The following is a 17,629-nucleotide window of genomic DNA, read 5'->3' on the forward strand; positions in this document are numbered from 1 at the left end:
ATACTCGTCCTAGAAAAGCGTTAGATTGGCTTACACCATTAGAGAAATTTGCTCAGCTTGTTGATTATCATAAGACTTTTCAAACTGTCGCACCTCATGTTTGAATTCGCCTAGCCATCCACCTTAATCAGTCATAAGCCGTGACGCCTATTTACAACAGTTTGTTGGTCAATCTAGCGATTATATTTTGACACACTTGCGCTTAAGTAAAATGGGTTATCAACAAGTGGGCTTAGTCGAACAAACTAAACAAGCCTTACGTTATCAGGTCATTCGTCCTGTACGGATTCCTATTCCAACAGCACAGCATCCAACCACAAGAATTGGTGCAGTTCCGCTGAACATGGGCATCCCTAGTCATGAAAGTTATGATCTGGCGCTGTCCTGCTATATTATTTTTCATTTAGAACACAACATTGCAACATCTGTGTCTTATAGTGGGCGATACTGCTAAACAGACACCGCTCTAGTAAAATCAGCACTAAATTCTCTGCACAAAAAACGCAGCCCGTAAACTGCGTTTGCTTTAAGCCAATAACGTTTAAATATCCGATTTGGCTTAAATATCAAAAATATTGAAATTAGTTCAATGCCGCAACCACAGCCTGACCCATTTCCACTGTCCCGACTCTGTTCATGCCTTCAGACATAATATCAGCAGTACGCAAGTTTTGATCCAATACATTCCCTACCGCATCTTCAATGGCTTTAGCTGCCGCTTCTTCACGGAAAGTGTAACGTAACATCATTGCTACAGAAAGAATGGTTGCCAATGGGTTTGCCAAGTTCTGACCAGCGATATCTGGCGCTGAACCATGACAAGGCTCATACATACCTTTACCGTTGGCATCTAAAGATGCAGATGGCAACATACCAATAGAACCAGTCAACATTGCCGCTTCATCAGACAAGATGTCGCCAAACAAGTTACCTGTCACCAAGACGTCAAATTGTTTTGGAGCACGTACCAGTTGCATCGCTGCGTTATCGACATACATGTGCGATAAGTTGATTTCTGGGTACTGTTCTGCATGTAACTGAGTCACGGTTTGCTTCCACAATTCAGTCACTTCTAGTACGTTGGCTTTATCCACAGAGCATACTTTACCACCACGTAATTTCGCCATTTCAAACGCTACTTTTGCAATACGCTTGATTTCTGACTCAGCATACACATCGGTGTTAAACCCTTGTTTTTCACCATTTTCTAATTCACGGATACCACGTGGCTGACCAAAATAGATACCACCCGTCAATTCACGTACGATTAAGATATCTAAGCCCGATACGATTTCAGGTTTTAAGCTTGAAGCATCTGCCAATTGTGGATACAAAATTGCAGGACGTAAGTTAGCAAATAAATTGAGTTCTGAACGCAATTTTAACAAGCCACGCTCTGGACGAATTGAACGCTCAATGTTGTCCCATTTTGGACCACCGACTGCACCCAATAAAATTGCATCGGCTTTTTTCGCTTGCTCAGATGTCACTTCTGGGTACGGTTCGCCATGTGCATCAATTGCAGAACCACCCAATAAACCTTGTTCCCAAGTCAAACCCAAATTGAATTTTTCATTGACACGTGTCAGCACTTGTTCAGCAGCTTTCACAATTTCTGGACCAATGCCGTCACCAGCTAAAATCAAAATATGTTTTGACATGAGAGTTTCCATTGTTCATGACAGTCAAAGACTGTAGGATTAAATTTTCTGTTCTACAAACTCACCCAAGCCATTCAAGACATTGTAGGGTTTGCAAAAACGTCGAATAGTTGTGTTGTTTTGCACCAAATCTACACATAAAGGATCTGGCGCAGACACATTTAATAAGCTGCCTTTAGTACGACTGCGATCACGATACATTCTAAAGGTATATTTTTGCTTGGCATTAAAATTGTGAATCACATGCAATTTTTCTGCACGATCTTTAGAAATGGGATAAAAGCGAATCACCAATTCATGTTGTTTAGGCGGTACAGACAAATACAAGGCATTAGATTTATTTAAGGATGATTCCTGTAAACGCACCAAACCCTCTTGAATAGCAGCATGTGTAACACGATGTTTTTCTGCATCGACAATGGTGACGGTATTTAAACGTTCAAACTCACAATCATCTGTACCCGCACAGTAAATCAGTGCATTGGATTTGCTTTGTTCAGTTTCTTTTACCTGTTTAATGCGTGCTGTATTCCATGTTTGGCATGCGCTTAGCATGGTGATACATAATCCAATGACAGCAAGCCGACCGAAATTTTTAGTCATTGTTCGCGCCCAACCTCACCTGTTAGATACAAAATATAAAAATTATTATGTGCCGATGTTAGCAAGAGTTAGGCAGCGATGCTATGACAAATTTCAGCGAATTTATGCCTGAATTTCGGCAAAAACCCACGGACGCGACTGCTTGGTTTTCTCTTCATAAGCACGAATGTCATCGGCTGCTTGTAATGTTAAGCCAATATCATCCAAACCATTCAATAAACAGTGTTTACGGAATGGATCTACTTCAAATTTAAATGCCGTACCGCTTGGTGTACGTACTTCTTGTGCGTCTAAGTCGATGGTTAATTGATAGCCTTCAGTCGCCGCACACTCTTTAAATAATTGCTCGACCTGCTCTTCAGACAAGATCACAGGCAACATGCCGTTTTTAAAGCAGTTATTGAAGAAAATATCGGCAAAGCTTGGTGCAATAACGGTACGGAAACCATATTCATTCAATGCCCAAGGTGCGTGCTCACGGCTTGAACCACAACCAAAGTTGGCACGTGAAATTAAGATTGAAGCACCCTGATAACGCGGCTGATTCAATACAAACTCAGTATTAATCGGACGTTTTGAGTTGTCCTGACCCGGATAACCTTCATCTAAATAACGCAATTCATCAAATAAGTTATCGCCAAAACCTGTACGTTTGATAGATTTCAAAAACTGTTTTGGAATGATTAAGTCTGTATCGACATTGGCACGGTCTAATGGTGCAACGATACCTTGTTCAACGGTATATTTTTTCATGTTTAATTCTCACTGAATCCGTAACCTCTCCCTTGCCCTCTGCTATAGCGAGAGGGAACGCCATCTCTCTGAGAGAAGGCTGGGATGAAGGCATAACTTAGAATGAACGTACGTCTACAAAATGACCTGCGATTGCTGCCGCAGCTGCCATTGCTGGACTCACCAAATGGGTACGACCACCGTTACCTTGACGACCTTCAAAGTTACGGTTTGAAGTCGATGCACAGTGTTCACCCGGTTGCAATTTGTCTGCGTTCATTGCCAAGCACATTGAACAACCTGGTTCACGCCATTCAAAGCCTGCTTCTACAAACACTTTGTCTAAGCCTTCTTGTTCCGCTTGTTGCTTCACTAAGCCAGAACCTGGAACCACCATCGCCTGTTTAATACTTGCTGCAACTTTACGACCTTTAATCACTTCAGCAGCAGCACGAATATCTTCAATACGCGAGTTGGTGCATGAGCCAATAAATACGCGGTCTAATTGAATATTTGCCAAAGACTGACCTGCAGTTAAGCCCATATATTGATAAGCACGCGTCCAGTCATTGCGCTGTACATCATCTTTCGCCTGCTCTAAAGTTGGTACGGCTTGTGATACTGGAATGACCATTTCAGGTGAAGTTCCCCAAGACACTTGCGGCTCAATTTCTTCGCCTTGTAATACCACTACGGTGTCAAAGTGCGCGCCTTCATCTGAATGTAAAGTATTCCAGTAAGCAACTGCTGCATCCCATTGCTCGCCTTTCGGTGCATAGTTACGACCTTTCACGTATTCAATGGTTTTGTCATCCACAGCGACCATGCCCACGCGCGCGCCTGCTTCAATCGCCATATTACATACTGTCATACGGCCTTCAATCGACATATCACGGAATACTTGACCACCGAACTCAATCGCGTGACCTGTACCGCCTGCAGTACCAATTTTACCAATGATCGCTAAAACGACATCTTTCGGTGTAACACCCTGACCTAATTTGCCATCTACACGCACTAGCATGTTTTTCATTTTCTTTTGAACTAAGCATTGGGTTGCCAATACGTGTTCAACTTCAGACGTCCCAATACCATGTGCCAAACAACCAAATGCACCGTGTGTAGCTGTATGTGAGTCACCACAAACCACGGTCATACCTGGCAAAGTTAAGCCCTGCTCAGGCCCAACCACGTGCGCAATCCCTTGACGGATGTCGTTGATGTCAAACTGCACCACATTAAAGGTTTTACAGTTGTCATCTAAAGTTTGTACTTGAATACGTGAAGTATCATCTTCAATACCCGCAATACCGTCCGCACGTTCTTTTTTAGACGTTGGTACGTTATGGTCAGGCGTTGCCACGTTGGCACTTAAACGCCACGGCTTACGTCCTGCAAGTTGCAAACCTTCGAAGGCTTGTGGAGAAGTCACTTCATGCAATAAATGACGGTCGATATACAATAAAGCCGAGCCATCATCACGTTGAGTGACCAAGTGATCATCCCACAATTTGTCATACAAAGTTTTTGCAGTTGAATTTTGTGCTGGTTGGTTTTCGCCTGCCATGTCAGATCTACTCCACTGGACTGGGTAATTTTTTCATTCATTTGATTATAACCGCGAATTTGTATAAATCTAATTTATCGTTTTTATTAATTTAAAAACTTTTAGGAATTATTTAGTGTTTTCAAGCAAAACTATTTTTATTGATTCATTACAACATGCCTATCAGCAAAACCAAATAGATGCTTAAAATTTTGAGCTTATAATCTTACTATTAAAATCTAATTTTCCAATTAAAATAACAAAATTATTCGTTTTTACAAATTAAATAAGAATGATTATCCTTTAGCGATACACACAGAAAACGAACAAAGCAGCATAAGGAGTATTCACATGAGCCATATTCAAAAATTTGTCGTCAACAATCAACGCATGTTCAAAAAAACTTTAAGCTACTACATCATGCACATCACTGTAGCGATGGTGGTCGGTTATGTGGTCACTGGTAATATTTGGATGGCGATTACCTTAAGTTTGGTCGAACCGACAGTACAAGCTGTGGCTTATTTCATTCACGAGCGAGTTTGGGAAAAGAAAGCACAAACGCAAAATTCTAAAATTATCGCTTAACGGCTTTAAAGATTCTGTTTGTGAATATTCCATTTCAATTTGAGATCATCATGGTTACGGCCCACGATGATCTTTTTTTATCTCTGCTGTATCTCTACAAGATCATCCCTAAAGGCATAGTTTCAAAATAAGTAGAATTTGTTTTGATTAATTCTAATTTTTTCTAAATAATAAATACAGTAATAAAAAATCTTTATGGATGGTGCAAATGAATCTTGCAGCCTTTGAAGCCTTTGTAAAAGTCATGGAAACAGGTTCTATTTCTTTGGCAGCAGATCAGTTATTTATAACCCAGCCCGCGGTGACCAAACGCATTCACAGCCTAGAGGACTATTTTGGTGTGAAACTGTTTGAATCGGCAGGTCGTGGGGTACAAGCCACGCATGCAGCACATTCATTATTGCCCAAAGTCAAAAACTGGCTGAATGAACTCGGCGATATTCACCACACCCTCAGCCATGAGCAGGGTCAGGTTCAAGGCAAACTGAAAATTGGCACCAGTCATCATATTGGTTTACACCACTTACCCAATCATTTACGTGAATATGTGCAGGAATTTCCTAACGTCACGTTAGATGTACATTTTGTCGATTCAGAACAGGCACATGAACAAGTTTTGGCAGGCGATTTAGAACTGGCTTTTCTGACGTTACCGCCTAAATTAGATGAACGTCTATCTTATGTCACCATTTGGAATGATCCCTTGGTGTTTGTGGTCGCACCTTTTCATCCACTTGCACATCAGAAAAACCTGCAATTAACCGATTTACTCGCCTACCCAAGTTTATTGCCTGCCGCGCAAACCTATACCAGCCAAATCACTTTGGCAGAATTTGAAAAGCAAGGCGTCAAACCCAAAGTCACCATGAGCAACAATCCGCTAGAATCTATTCGGATGTTAGTGTCAATTGGTTTGGGATGGTCTGTTTTACCTAAAACTTTGGTCAATCAGGACTTACAACAGTTAGATATTGACTTAGAAATGAACCGTCAATTAGGCATGGTATGGCATCCGGGACGGACACAATCACGCGCTGTATTAGAATTGATTGAGATGATGAAACACTAAAAGATTAGGGTCAGTTGAATAAAAAGCACCCTCAGACACGATTGTATTGAGGGTGCTTTTTATTGGTTCAATTTAGGCGCAAGCAAAATCTTAACGATTCACCGAATCTTCATGTAAAGATTCATTCAGTTGATCTACCACAATTGCCCATGAACCATCCGATTTTATTTTTTCAACAATAAACTGACGTTGTGCGTCTGTCCAAAAATCAGCATCGGCAATATTGGTTTCTGCGCTCAGTTGATGTGTCTCAATAAATTGCTGAATCGCTTCTTCACTGGCATCTAACCCTAATTGTTCAAATAAATGTGTCATTCTTGGGCGTACACCGCTCATTTTTCACTCCTGCTGTTTTTTAATTCTTGCCTTAATTTAGCATACCTACTCTAAAAATAAATGACATAATCCAACATTGCAGCAAATAAAAACAAAACAGAAACAAGCGACTAGTTACACCTAATATAACGACAATTGCACTAGTCTAAGCTTTAAATTGACCAGTCCTGCACATCCCAACCTTGTTCTTCAGCCAAAGCTAGTAAACGTGCATCAGGATTCACGGCAATCGCGTGATCTGCATATTCCAGTAAGAAACGATCATTAATCGAGTCTGAATATGCCCAAGACTCTAACACTTCACGTCCTGCAAGCCATTGTTCCAAGCGCACCAACTTGCCTTGCTGATAGCATGCGGTATTGATGACTTTGCCTGTATATTTACCATCGACCACTTCGGCATTGGTGGCAATAATTTCAGTAATGCCAAACTCACGAAAAATAGGTGCAGTAATAAAGTCAGATGTTGCCGTAATCCCCACCAGCTCATGCCCTAATTCTTGATGACGCTGAATAGCTTTAAACCCTTCAGGACGCATTTGTGGACGAATCACCTTTTGCATAAATAATTCATGCAAATCTGTGAGGTACTGATTGTCGTGCTGGGTTAAAAACTCAAATACAAATTCGTTATATGCAATTGGGTCAAGTTGCCCTGCTTTATAGTCTTCATAAAACTTGTCGTTCATGGCACGATGGCGAACAGGATCGACCAAGCCTTCACTTACCAAAAACTCACCCCAAGAATGATCTGAATCAGTATTTAACAAGGTGTGATCGAGATCAAATAGCGCCAATTTCATGAAAATACTCGTAAAAAATGAAATTTAAGAAAAAAATTGTAAATCTATCTCCGCTAGTCGATAGAAATTAGTTAAGATCATAGCAATTTTAACATTATTTACACTTTGCATTTTCGAGTTGGAGAAAAGAAATCATCATCCCCGAGTGCAAAGTCATAAATTAAACAATATTTAGGTAGCCAAATGATCGACTCAGAAGGTTTCCGACCCAATGTCGGGATCATTTTGGCAAACGAGTTTGGACAAGTTTTATGGGCAAAACGCATTGGTCACAATGCATGGCAATTTCCGCAAGGAGGTATCCAGTATGGAGAAACCCCTGAACAGGCACTTTATCGTGAGCTGAGAGAAGAAGTTGGCTTACTGCCCGAACACGTCCAAATTATCGCGCAAACTAAAGGTTGGCTGCGTTATCGTTTGCCACATCGGTATATACGCACGGATTCAGATCCCGTATGTATTGGTCAAAAACAGAAGTGGTTTTTATTGCAACTGACAGCGTCAGCGCATCACATTCGGCTGAATTTGTCAGACCCACCCGAATTTGATCAATGGCAATGGGTCAGTTACTGGTATCCGCTTGGTCAGGTCGTCAATTTCAAACGTGACGTCTACCGTAAAGCGATGGTGGAATTGTGCAATCAATTACCCCTGAAAAAACCTTAAAATTTGCATGAATATGTAGATTTTTTAGCTTATTGTTATAGGGTCACCTGTGGTGTAAAACTGACCTCAATTCATTGATTAGAATATGGAGTAGCGCGTATGTCGAACATGCAACTGGATACCCTTAGACGCATTGTACAAGAAATCAATGCGTCCACCAGTTTGCATGAATCACTCGATATTATGGTCAATCAGGTCGCAGAAGCCATGCATGTGGATGTCTGCTCTATTTATCTGTTAGATGAGCGCAATCAACGCTACTTGCTCATGGCATCAAAGGGTTTAAATCCTGAGGCCGTGGGACATGTGTCGTTACACACCGGTGAAGGTTTGGTCGGTTTAGTCGGACAACGTGAAGAAATTGTCAATCTCGACAATGCACCGAAACATGAACGTTTTATGTACTTACCTGAAACAGGTGAGGAAATTTATAACTCGTTCCTCGGTGTACCAGTCATGTACCGCCGTAAAGTCATGGGCGTGCTCGTGGTGCAAAACAAAGAGTCGCAAGACTTTAGTGAAGCTGCGGAATCTTTCCTCGTCACGCTCTGTGCTCAGCTTTCAGGGGTTATTGCGCATGCGCATGCGGTGGGCAATATCGATGTATTTCGTAAACCGAGTAATTTACCCGCTTACAAAACTTTCCAAGGTGTCTCAGGTTCAGGTGGGATCGCCTTAGGTCGTGCCGTCATTCTCTATCCCCCTGCAGATTTGGCGGCTGTCCCTGACCGTGAAGCCGATGACATCAGTGAAGAGTTAGAGCTGCTGGATCGTGCTGTCACCTCTGTGCGTGATGAAATCAAATCGCTTGATGACAAAATGCAAGATGCCCTCATGGCGGAAGAACGCGCTTTATTCAGTGTGTTCCTGCGTATGCTAGATGAAAATGCCCTGCCTGCAGAAATTAAAGAACTGATACGTGAAGGTAACTGGGCACAAGGTGCAGTTCGTATTGTGATTGAAAATCATATCGATCTGTTTGAACAGATGGAAGATGACTATCTCCGTGAACGTGCCGCGGACTTAAAAGATCTCGGGCGACGGATTTTGGCCTATTTGCAAGAAGCCGACTCCAGCCACCGCGAACTGACCGATGAAAGTATTTTAATTGGCGAAGAAATTTCCACAGCAGCTTTGGTAGAACTGCCTGTGGATAAAATTGCTGCAATTGTCACCACCGAAGGCGCGATGAATTCTCACATGGTCATTGTGGCACGTGCTTTAGGTATTCCAACCGTAGTTGGCGTAACTGAGTTGCCCGTCAACAGCCTAGACGATGTGGAGATGATTGTAGATGCCCACCAAGGCCGGGTGTTTATCAACCCGCCACGTCGCATGCGAACGCGCTATAAAGAAATTCAAAAAGAAGAAGAACAGATTGCCAAAGACCTCAAGCAATATGAAACCAAAGATGCCATTACCCCTGACGGCGTAGCGGTAAAATTGTATGTCAATACGGGCTTGATGATTGACGTAGTGCGTGGCGTACAACGTGGTGCCAAAGGCGTTGGTTTATATCGTTCTGAAATTCCATTTATGCTGCGTGACCGTTTCCCGGGCGAAGAGGAACAGCGTGCCATATACCGCCAACAGCTCAGTCACTTTGCCAACAAACCTGTGGTGATGCGTACACTGGATATTGGCGCAGACAAGGACTTGCCGTACTTTTCGATTGAAGAAGAAAATTCAGCCTTGGGTTGGCGCGGGATTCGCTTCACGCTAGATCATCCTGAAATTTTTTCTGCGCAAATTCGTGCCATGCTTAAAGCCAGTATTGGTTTGAATAATTTACATATTTTACTACCAATGATCACCAGTGTTAGCGAGGTTGAAGAAGCCTTGTATTTGCTAGATCGTGACTTGCAAGCGGTGCAGGAAGAAGAACAGGTCAAAATCACCAAGCCGAAAATTGGTATTATGGTGGAAGTACCGAGTGTGCTGCTGCAAATTGATGAATTTGCCCCGTTGGTGGATTTTTTCTCGGTAGGATCAAACGATTTAACCCAGTATTTATTGGCAGTGGATCGTAACAATCCGCGCGTGGCCAACGTCTATTCACACTTTCATCCTGCAGTGCTGCGCGCCTTAACCTGCTTGGTGAAAGAATGTCATAAATATGACAAGCCTGTGAGTATTTGTGGTGAAATGGCGGGAGATCCGCTGTCGGCGGTAATTCTAATGGCAATGGGCTTTAATACCCTGTCGATGAGTTCCAGTAATATCTTGCGGGTGCGTAAAGCAATTTGTCATATACCGATGACTGATGCACAACATTTGTTAGATCAGGCGTTAAAATTGAATAATCCGCTGATGGTGAAAAGTCTGATAGAGCATTATTTTAAAACCCATGGCTTGGGCGATATGGTGAAACTTGCAACACGTATCGTATCTCCATAAAACATCGGTTTAAGCCTTAAGCAACACACCATTCACTCCAAAAACAACAAGGGCGATAATCATCGGAATATCGCCCTTGTTTGTGTTTGCTATAGCCTCGTTTGGAATTTTTCTTGCGGTCAACAAAAACCTGACTTTTGTTAACCTCGTGCATGTGCTTGGCCACAAAGTTATGCTGAATAAACTCAGGCTGTTTTTTCTTTGCCATTGCGCTGTTCCTTTCGGTTGATCATTGAAATGAGCAGGGTCGGTATTCTTTATAGATGGAGATGTTACGGGAAAATTCAAGCCAGTTGCTTCTGCATCACCTGACTATTCTCTCGCTCATATTCCATATTAAATTGGGAAGCCGATCATACGCTTTCTTGTACATTTTACAAGCGTTTTCACTCAATAGTGCTAAGATAAAAAGAAGGGTGAAAAGCTTTTTCAGCCGTTTAATTGGAGTTTTCTGACGATTATTTTTGAAAGCTATTTTAAAAATATTCAGCGGCTTTACCCATACAATTATAACACGAAATTCAAAAAATTTTTATTAATTTGCAAAGACTTAGTGGTTTTAAAATCCACTAGAAAAACGACAATGATTGGCTAATATGAATATAGAAGATCAGTTAAACAAGACCATTAAAAACAGGAGTCAAATTCATGATTTATGAAGTATCTGGAGATATTTTACTGAGCGAAGCACGAGCGATTGCTCACGGTGTTGCCCCTAACGATAACTTTGCAACAGGTCTAGCTTTAAGTCTGCGTGAGCACTGGCCTGCGCTATATAAAGACTTCCGCAACTATTGCCATATTTACCATCCTAAAGCGGGTGAGCAATGGACTTGGGTCAATGCCGAAGGTCAACGCATCGTCAACCTGATGACTCAGGAAGCGGCTTATGACAACGGTTCAAAACCAGGTAAGGCATCGACTGAATCCGTCAACCGTACTTTGAAAAACTTAAAACAGTTGATTGAAGAAGAGAAAATTGAAAGCTTGGCGTTACCGCGTCTTGCAACAGGCGTAGGCGGTTTAGATTGGGAAGATGTACGTCCACTGATCTACAAACATTTAGAAGATTTGGATATTCCTATCTACATTTACACACTTTATCAAAAAGGTGTAAAAGCTGAAGAACCTGCGAAATAAGTTTCGCTGAAGCGATCAGCTTTAATGCAAGCGAGCGTGATTGATCACGACTCGACGCAACATACGGTTCAATTCACCCGTTCGGTTTTGCCAAGCGGGTGAATTTTTTATGCAGTAGCAAGTAGCATTGGATGTTATGCCGCAAATGCACGCTGCAAGATGGCTGCAACATCCACCTGTTCAGGTTTAAGCATACCCACCACTTGACCATGCAATGCACTATAACGCGACTGAATAAAACCTTCTGCCACAAAACTTGGTGCATAACGCAATAACAAAACTGCTTGTGCCAAAATGACCAAACGGCTGACCAAAGCACGTGCCATAAATTGTAAATCGCTGCTGTTCTCGCGCTGCAATAATTGCTGCAAGCCATCTAATTCACTGCTCAAAATACGGTGAGTAACGGCAGTGTAAGTAAAATCCTGCAATAATACCTGAATCTGCTCAGGTTCTCGCTGCATGGCGCGTAGTACATCTAGGCACATGACATTGCCTGAACCTTCCCAAATGGTATTTACAGGTGCTTCTTTGAAAATACGTGCCATGATGCTGTTATCGACATAACCATTGCCACCAAAAACTTCCATCATCTCACCTGTAAGTTCCACCGCGCGTTTGCAAATCCAGAACTTTGCAGCAGGGGTCATTAAACGCTTCCATGCCAAAGACACAGCATCATCGCTTTCATAACAATGTGCCAAATGAAAACTGAGCTGTACCGCAGCTTCAGTTTCCAAAGCCAAATCTGCCAAGACTGCCTGCATTAATGGCTGATTCGCCAAAGTCTGTCCAAATGCTTGACGTTGTCGAGTATAGGCAAGGCATTGCACCAAGGCTTGACGCAGCATGGCACTACTGCCCACAGCACAGGTTAAACGAGTGTGGTTCGCCATTTCAATAATGGTGGGAATACCGCGCCCTGCTTCGCCAATCATGATGCCCCACGCCTGCTGAAATTCGACTTCAGAACTGGAGTTACTCCGATTTCCCACTTTGTCTTTTAAACGCTGTACCTGAATATTATTTTTTCTGCCATCTTCTAACCAACGCGGTACAAAGAAACAAGCCAAACCATCTTGTTCGGTATTGGCGACCACCAAATGTGCATCACACATTGGTGCAGAGAAAAACCATTTATGACCTGTGAGCAAATAGGCTTGCCCACGCCCTGTTGCTGCGACTGGAATGGCAAGCGTTTGGTTGGCACGTACATCTGAACCACCCTGCTTTTCGGTCATGCCCATGCCCAACCAAATAGATTTCTTTTGTGAAATCGGCACATCACGCGGGTCATATTCATGCGATAACAGTTTTTCGCCCATGCTTGCCCATAATTCAGGTTCACGCTGAATGAGCGGAATACTGCCTAAAGTCATGGAATTTGGACATAAATTGCCACACTCAACCTGTCCCGCCAAATAAAAGCGACTGGCCCAATCGACCCATTTTGCCGTAGATTGCGGTTGTTTAAATGGATGTGCATGCGTGTCAAACTTGCGATTCAGCGCCATCCAGTGATGCCATGCGGGATGAAACTCCACTACATCTTTACGGCGTCCACGTGCATCGAAGGCATGTAAAATAGGCGTATGCCGATTGGCTAAATCGGCATAGTGATAATATTCTGCCGATGCTGCAATATGTCCCAATTCGCTCAGTCGGGTCTGATCTTGACTGCCATAACGGGTTAAAATTTCTTGTAAAACCGTATCGGTTTCAAATAAGTTATAGTCTTGTAATTCATCAAACTGATTTTGAATTTGATGGGTCATCCATGTCTGCATTGTGTCACTCCTAGACAAACGCGATGCTATCATTGCATTTAGTATAGAGAAAAATATGTGCTCAGGTGTTCGGCTTTATTTATGAAAAATTCTGAGGTTCAAGTGCGCCGTAAGCCACGCCAATCAAGGGCTAAACTGACTCAAGAGGCTTTGCAAGAAAGTTTTGTTCGGCTTTTGCATGAACTTCCTGCAGATCAAATCACCATTCGAGAAATTACCGATTTGGCAGGTGTCGGTTTAGGCACTTTTTATGAATACTTTGCCAAGAAAGAAGATTTACTGGCATTGACGATTCACCTGCAAGTCAAAAAGCATGCAGAAGACTTAAAAAGTTATGCCCAACAGCAACTTAAGTTATCCACAGTTGTTGAAATAAACCGCTATATCGCAACCATCATTCAGTTTCAGCTTCAGCAAATTCAGGCACAACAATGGCTTTGGGCACAGACTTTTTTACTGGAACGACAAGTTTCGCACATTGAAACTTACCAAAAAAGTTACAGCATGATGCTGCAAATGTGGCAACAGATATTCGCACCTGTCATACATAATGCCGAACAACAACTGCACCTTGCTTTGAATCTGCATCGCATCAGCTATGGCTTTATTTCACAAAGTTTATTAATCAATCCGCATTTTCAAGATTGGGATGCCTTACACACCGATATTTCACTAGCAACTCAACCATTTTTAGCCTCAGTTTCAGATATTTAGTGCTGCAAAAAATGATGATTTAGTTTACAAAGAATAATCGAATATACCAATCATAAACAATAAATTTATCTATTTGTAAAATTATAAAAATCGTTTTACATTAAAATGGTGGGATTTGAAAAGCTTTCATCTACAAAGCCCGATCTGCATGATATTGTGGTGTTGTAGTTGATTTTTTTAACAACCAAAACGGTTCATGGCCGCTTGTTTTAGAAGCTCAATTTCTAATGCAGCCCACCACATGATGATCACAATAATGGAGAACAACGATGAGCCAAGAGATAAAAAAATGCCCTGTAACGCATTTAACCACCGATGCAGGCGCACCTGTTATAGATAACCAAAACAGTATGACTGCGGGCCCACGTGGCCCACTGCTTGCCCAAGATTTATGGCTCAATGAAAAGTTAGCAAACTTTGTACGTGAAGTGATTCCTGAGCGTCGTATGCATGCCAAAGGTTCAGGAGCGTTTGGTACGTTTACAGTTACTCACGACATCAGCCAATATACCCGTGCCAAAATTTTCTCTGAAGTGGGTAAAAAAACTGAAATGTTTGCCCGCTTCTCTACGGTTGCAGGTGAGCGTGGTGCTGCCGATGCAGAACGTGACATTCGTGGTTTTGCTTTAAAGTTCTATACCGAAGAAGGCAACTGGGACTTAGTCGGCAACAACACACCTGTGTTCTTTTTCCGCGATCCGCGTCAATTCCCAGACCTAAATAAAGCTGTAAAGCGTGACCCACGCACCAACCTACGTAATGCGACCAACAACTGGGATTTCTGGACGTTACTGCCAGAAGCACTCCACCAAGTGACTATTGTCATGTCGGACCGTGGTATTCCAGTCGGGTATCGTCACATGCATGGTTTTGGTAGTCATACCTATAGCTTTATTAATGCAGATAATGAGCGTTTCTGGGTAAAATTCCACTTCCGCACTCAACAAGGCATTCAAAACCTAACCGATGCAGAAGCAGCAGAATTGATTGGTCGTGACCGTGAAAGCAGCCAGACCGACCTTTACAATGCCATTGAACGTGGTGATTTCCCGAAATGGACGCTGTTCGTGCAAATCATGCCTGAACTAGATGCAGAACAAGTACCATATCACCCATTTGACCTCACCAAAGTTTGGCCGAAAGGTGATTATCCACTGATTGAAGTAGGTGAGTTTGAACTGAACCGCAACCCTGAAAACTACTTCCAAGATGTTGAACAGGCTGCCTTTGCACCAAGCAACCTTGTACCAGGAATTAGCTACTCGCCAGACCGCATGTTACAAGCGCGTTTGGTCAACTATGCTGATGCTGCGCGTTACCGTGTTGGTGTAAACCATTCACAAATTCCAGTGAATGCTGCACGCTGCCCTGTACACTCCAACCGTCGTGATGGTCAAGGTCGCATGGATGGTAACTATGGTAGCTTGCCGCACTATGAGCCAAACAGCTTCCACCAATGGCAAGAGCAACCGCAATACCGCGAACCACCACTCAAAATTCGTGGCGATGCAGATTTCTGGGATTATCGTGAAGACGATAGCAACTACTTCAGCCAGCCGCGTGCATTGTTTAATTTAATGAATCCTGAGCAAAAACAGGCACTGTTTGATAACACGGCACGTGCGATGGGCGATGCTTTAGACTTTATTAAGTATCGACATATTCGCAACTGTTACGCATGTGACCCTGCTTATGGTGAAGGCGTTGCAGCAGCTTTAGGCATGACTGTTGCCGATGCACAAGCAGCTCGTGCCAGCGACCCTGCACTTGGTCAGCCAGGTGTACTGTAATCTTTGTACTCCAAGATCAAGTTAACCTAAACACAAAGATTTTAAATACCAAAACAAAGCCCCTATTTCGATAGGGGCTTTGTGTTCTATATCTGTCGTTGCTACTTTTCAGAGCGTAAAAAGTAGCGTGTCATTTTTATTTATGGTCAAGTTTTTAAAAGATTAAACAATTAATTTTTTACCTTCACGAATACAATAAAATGGATTCATCAGTTTAGATGAACGCTTCATGGCTTGATGCAAATCTGCCTCAGGTTGATCACGTCCTTCATCGGTCAATTCAAAAGTTCGATAGTGAATGGCCAATGAGCATTTGGAATGTAAGTCTTTATGCGCCTGAAAAGCATCTTCAGGATTCATGTGCATATAACGCATCAGATTACGTGGTTCATAAGCACCAATCGGCAAAAGTGCCACGCGCGGTGCGCCAATACGGGTTTGAATTTCTTTAAAGTGTGGGGAATAACCCGTATCGCCCGCAAAAAAACAATGGTCTTGCCCATGCAAAATAGAAAACCCGCCCCATAACGCCATGTTCTGATCACGTGCACCGCGTCCCGAACCATGTTGTGCAGGGGTGTAGACAATTTTGATTTCTTTAAACAAAGCCGATTGCCACCAGTCCATTTCAATCACATGCAAGTCAGGCGGCAAATAGCAACCATTACCCAAACCTGTGTAAATAGGCATGGCAAATTGATGATTCAGCCATTTTAAGGTGGTTAAATCCATGTGGTCATAATGGTTATGGCTTAACAATACAGCATGAATGGTCGGTAAATCTTCCAGCGCAATCCCTGCAGGACAAGCACGTTTAGGTCCTCGCCCCTGCTTTGGACTGGCATGCTCTGCCCAGACTGGATCGGTTAAAAAGTTATACGGGCCAATTTGAATGAGTACAGTTGCATGCCCTACAAACCAAACTTGCCAATCGTCTAAACTGGCCTGCGGACGCAATTGTGGTAAAGCGCGTGACGCTGTAAAAAATTGCTGCGCTTCTTGTTGCGGATTGACATTCCAACTGTTCGATTTGCGTTTTAGCAACCATTTTAATAAATCAATGTGGCTACGCCCCTCGGGACACTCAATCGGATTAAAAAACTGCGCTCCATCATAATGATTTGAAGGCAAAAATTTTAGCTTGGGTTTACGCCAAGTATGCGACCAACAGGCTTCCGTTGGCAGTTGAAAATGCTTTTGTTCCACGTTGTTCATGTAAGCCCAATCATATATAGCGCATCTGCCATGATGCTTTTTATCCTGATCTGTTCAGAAAAAAACACAGCTTTGGTTCATGTGTTGACTCTATCACGCATAGTAGCGAAATCAAGCAGGCAATTTCCTTTATGTTTTTGTTGTTTTGAGAAAAATGTCGTATCCACAGCAGACTAAACATCGGAAATTTACATCTCATCCCAGCGAAGCTTTAGAAAACCTAAATGCGGCTATAGCAATGCGGGCTTCGCATTTAGCAAAATATTGTTCGCACCATTCTTTTCAGAAATACATCACAATCCCAAACATCACCACACCCCAAGAGTTCACTTTACTGTCAGCAGAGTAGGCAAAGACAAAAATTGAGTTCTGCAATCGCAATTGCCATACCATCCATTGCAAGACTATCAATTTTTGCGTGCGTAAAATCACATGACCAATTAAGCCCGCAATTAAAGGAGAAACACCAAAATCAGCGCCATTAAACCTAAGCTTAGATAATTGACGGCCAAGTAAATAAATAGCTGTGCGCCATAGATGGCGTGATACGTCCATTTTGTGCATCGACCAAAGCATCGATTT

Annotated in this window: 17 protein-coding genes and 1 pseudogene; 8 read left to right on the forward strand and 10 right to left on the reverse strand. The window is 42.6% G+C overall.

The window, feature by feature from the left end; all coding sequences use genetic code 11:
- Positions 1-187: 187 nt before the first annotated feature.
- Positions 188-454, forward strand: a complete 267-nt coding sequence (locus B2W49_RS04750) for a hypothetical protein (protein WP_291335035.1) — start codon at positions 188-190, stop codon at positions 452-454.
- A gap of 127 nt (positions 455-581) precedes the next feature.
- Here B2W49_RS04750 and leuB read toward each other — a convergent pair whose 3' ends face one another.
- From leuB to leuC, 4 genes are all read right to left on the reverse strand, one after another.
- Positions 582-1,661 (reverse strand): 3-isopropylmalate dehydrogenase, encoded by a 1,080-nt coding sequence (gene leuB / locus B2W49_RS04755; RefSeq protein ID WP_291335037.1) that lies wholly within the window; start codon positions 1,659-1,661, stop codon positions 582-584.
- 39 nt (positions 1,662-1,700) lie between these two features.
- A complete protein-coding gene (locus tag B2W49_RS04760; protein ID WP_291335039.1) occupies positions 1,701-2,264 on the reverse strand; it encodes a hypothetical protein in 564 nt (187 codons plus the stop codon).
- 102 nt (positions 2,265-2,366) lie between these two features.
- Positions 2,367-3,017 (reverse strand): 3-isopropylmalate dehydratase small subunit, encoded by a 651-nt coding sequence (gene leuD / locus B2W49_RS04765; RefSeq protein ID WP_004976094.1) that lies wholly within the window; start codon positions 3,015-3,017, stop codon positions 2,367-2,369.
- Positions 3,018-3,114: 97 nt separating this feature from the next.
- A complete protein-coding gene (gene leuC, locus B2W49_RS04770) occupies positions 3,115-4,563 on the reverse strand; it encodes a 3-isopropylmalate dehydratase large subunit (RefSeq protein WP_291335040.1) in 1,449 nt (482 codons plus the stop codon).
- Between the two features lie 330 nt (positions 4,564-4,893).
- Between leuC and B2W49_RS04775 the strand changes: the two genes are divergently transcribed.
- Entirely contained in the window at positions 4,894-5,130 is a 237-nt protein-coding gene (locus B2W49_RS04775) for a DUF2061 domain-containing protein (RefSeq protein ID WP_291335041.1), read from the forward strand.
- A 208-nt stretch (positions 5,131-5,338) separates the two neighbouring features.
- On the forward strand, positions 5,339-6,199 hold the full coding sequence (locus B2W49_RS04780) for a LysR family transcriptional regulator (RefSeq protein ID WP_136144730.1): 861 nt from the start codon (positions 5,339-5,341) through the stop codon (positions 6,197-6,199).
- 90 nt (positions 6,200-6,289) lie between these two features.
- On the opposite strand, the gene B2W49_RS04785 is transcribed toward B2W49_RS04780, so the two are convergent.
- Both B2W49_RS04785 and B2W49_RS04790 read right to left on the reverse strand, forming a co-directional pair.
- Positions 6,290-6,535 carry a DUF2789 domain-containing protein gene (locus B2W49_RS04785; RefSeq protein ID WP_291335042.1) on the reverse strand — a complete coding sequence of 82 codons (246 nt, stop codon included), beginning with the start codon at positions 6,533-6,535 and terminating at the stop codon, positions 6,290-6,292.
- A gap of 152 nt (positions 6,536-6,687) precedes the next feature.
- Complete coding sequence (locus B2W49_RS04790) at positions 6,688-7,338, reverse strand: HAD family hydrolase (protein WP_291335043.1); 651 nt, start codon at positions 7,336-7,338, stop codon at positions 6,688-6,690.
- Positions 7,339-7,521: 183 nt separating this feature from the next.
- Between B2W49_RS04790 and B2W49_RS04795 the strand changes: the two genes are divergently transcribed.
- Both B2W49_RS04795 and ptsP read left to right on the forward strand, forming a co-directional pair.
- A complete protein-coding gene (locus tag B2W49_RS04795) occupies positions 7,522-8,004 on the forward strand; it encodes an RNA pyrophosphohydrolase (RefSeq protein WP_019836012.1) in 483 nt (160 codons plus the stop codon).
- 99 nt (positions 8,005-8,103) lie between these two features.
- A complete protein-coding gene (ptsP, locus tag B2W49_RS04800; RefSeq protein WP_291335044.1) occupies positions 8,104-10,401 on the forward strand; it encodes a phosphoenolpyruvate--protein phosphotransferase in 2,298 nt (765 codons plus the stop codon).
- A 16-nt stretch (positions 10,402-10,417) separates the two neighbouring features.
- On the opposite strand, the gene B2W49_RS04805 is transcribed toward ptsP, so the two are convergent.
- The gene (locus B2W49_RS04805) at positions 10,418-10,609 is read right to left on the reverse strand and encodes a DUF7230 family protein (protein ID WP_291335045.1); all 192 of its coding nucleotides are present in this window, start codon (positions 10,607-10,609) and stop codon (positions 10,418-10,420) included.
- A 440-nt stretch (positions 10,610-11,049) separates the two neighbouring features.
- Between B2W49_RS04805 and B2W49_RS04810 the strand changes: the two genes are divergently transcribed.
- Positions 11,050-11,541 (forward strand): macro domain-containing protein, encoded by a 492-nt coding sequence (locus B2W49_RS04810; RefSeq protein WP_291335046.1) that lies wholly within the window; start codon positions 11,050-11,052, stop codon positions 11,539-11,541.
- A 134-nt stretch (positions 11,542-11,675) separates the two neighbouring features.
- Here B2W49_RS04810 and B2W49_RS04815 read toward each other — a convergent pair whose 3' ends face one another.
- Positions 11,676-13,328: an acyl-CoA dehydrogenase family protein gene (locus B2W49_RS04815; RefSeq protein WP_291335047.1), complete on the reverse strand. Its 1,653-nt coding sequence runs from the start codon at positions 13,326-13,328 to the stop codon at positions 11,676-11,678.
- A gap of 81 nt (positions 13,329-13,409) precedes the next feature.
- Here B2W49_RS04815 and B2W49_RS04820 point away from each other — a divergent pair, with 81 nt between their 5' ends.
- Positions 13,410-14,042, forward strand: a complete 633-nt coding sequence (locus B2W49_RS04820) for a TetR/AcrR family transcriptional regulator (RefSeq protein WP_291335048.1) — start codon at positions 13,410-13,412, stop codon at positions 14,040-14,042.
- Between the two features lie 269 nt (positions 14,043-14,311).
- Positions 14,312-15,832, forward strand: coding sequence for a catalase (locus B2W49_RS04825; RefSeq protein ID WP_291335049.1), 1,521 nt, complete (start codon positions 14,312-14,314; stop codon positions 15,830-15,832).
- A gap of 162 nt (positions 15,833-15,994) precedes the next feature.
- On the opposite strand, the gene B2W49_RS04830 is transcribed toward B2W49_RS04825, so the two are convergent.
- Both B2W49_RS04830 and B2W49_RS04835 read right to left on the reverse strand, forming a co-directional pair.
- Positions 15,995-17,047, reverse strand: coding sequence for an MBL fold metallo-hydrolase (locus tag B2W49_RS04830; protein WP_291335050.1), 1,053 nt, complete (start codon positions 17,045-17,047; stop codon positions 15,995-15,997).
- 291 nt (positions 17,048-17,338) lie between these two features.
- Positions 17,339-17,586, reverse strand: a pseudogene (locus tag B2W49_RS04835) (EamA family transporter); the annotation flags it as partial.
- Positions 17,587-17,629 lie beyond the last annotated feature (43 nt).

It is taken from the genome of Acinetobacter sp. UBA801, assembly GCA_002296655.1.
Lineage (GTDB): Bacteria > Pseudomonadota > Gammaproteobacteria > Pseudomonadales > Moraxellaceae > Acinetobacter.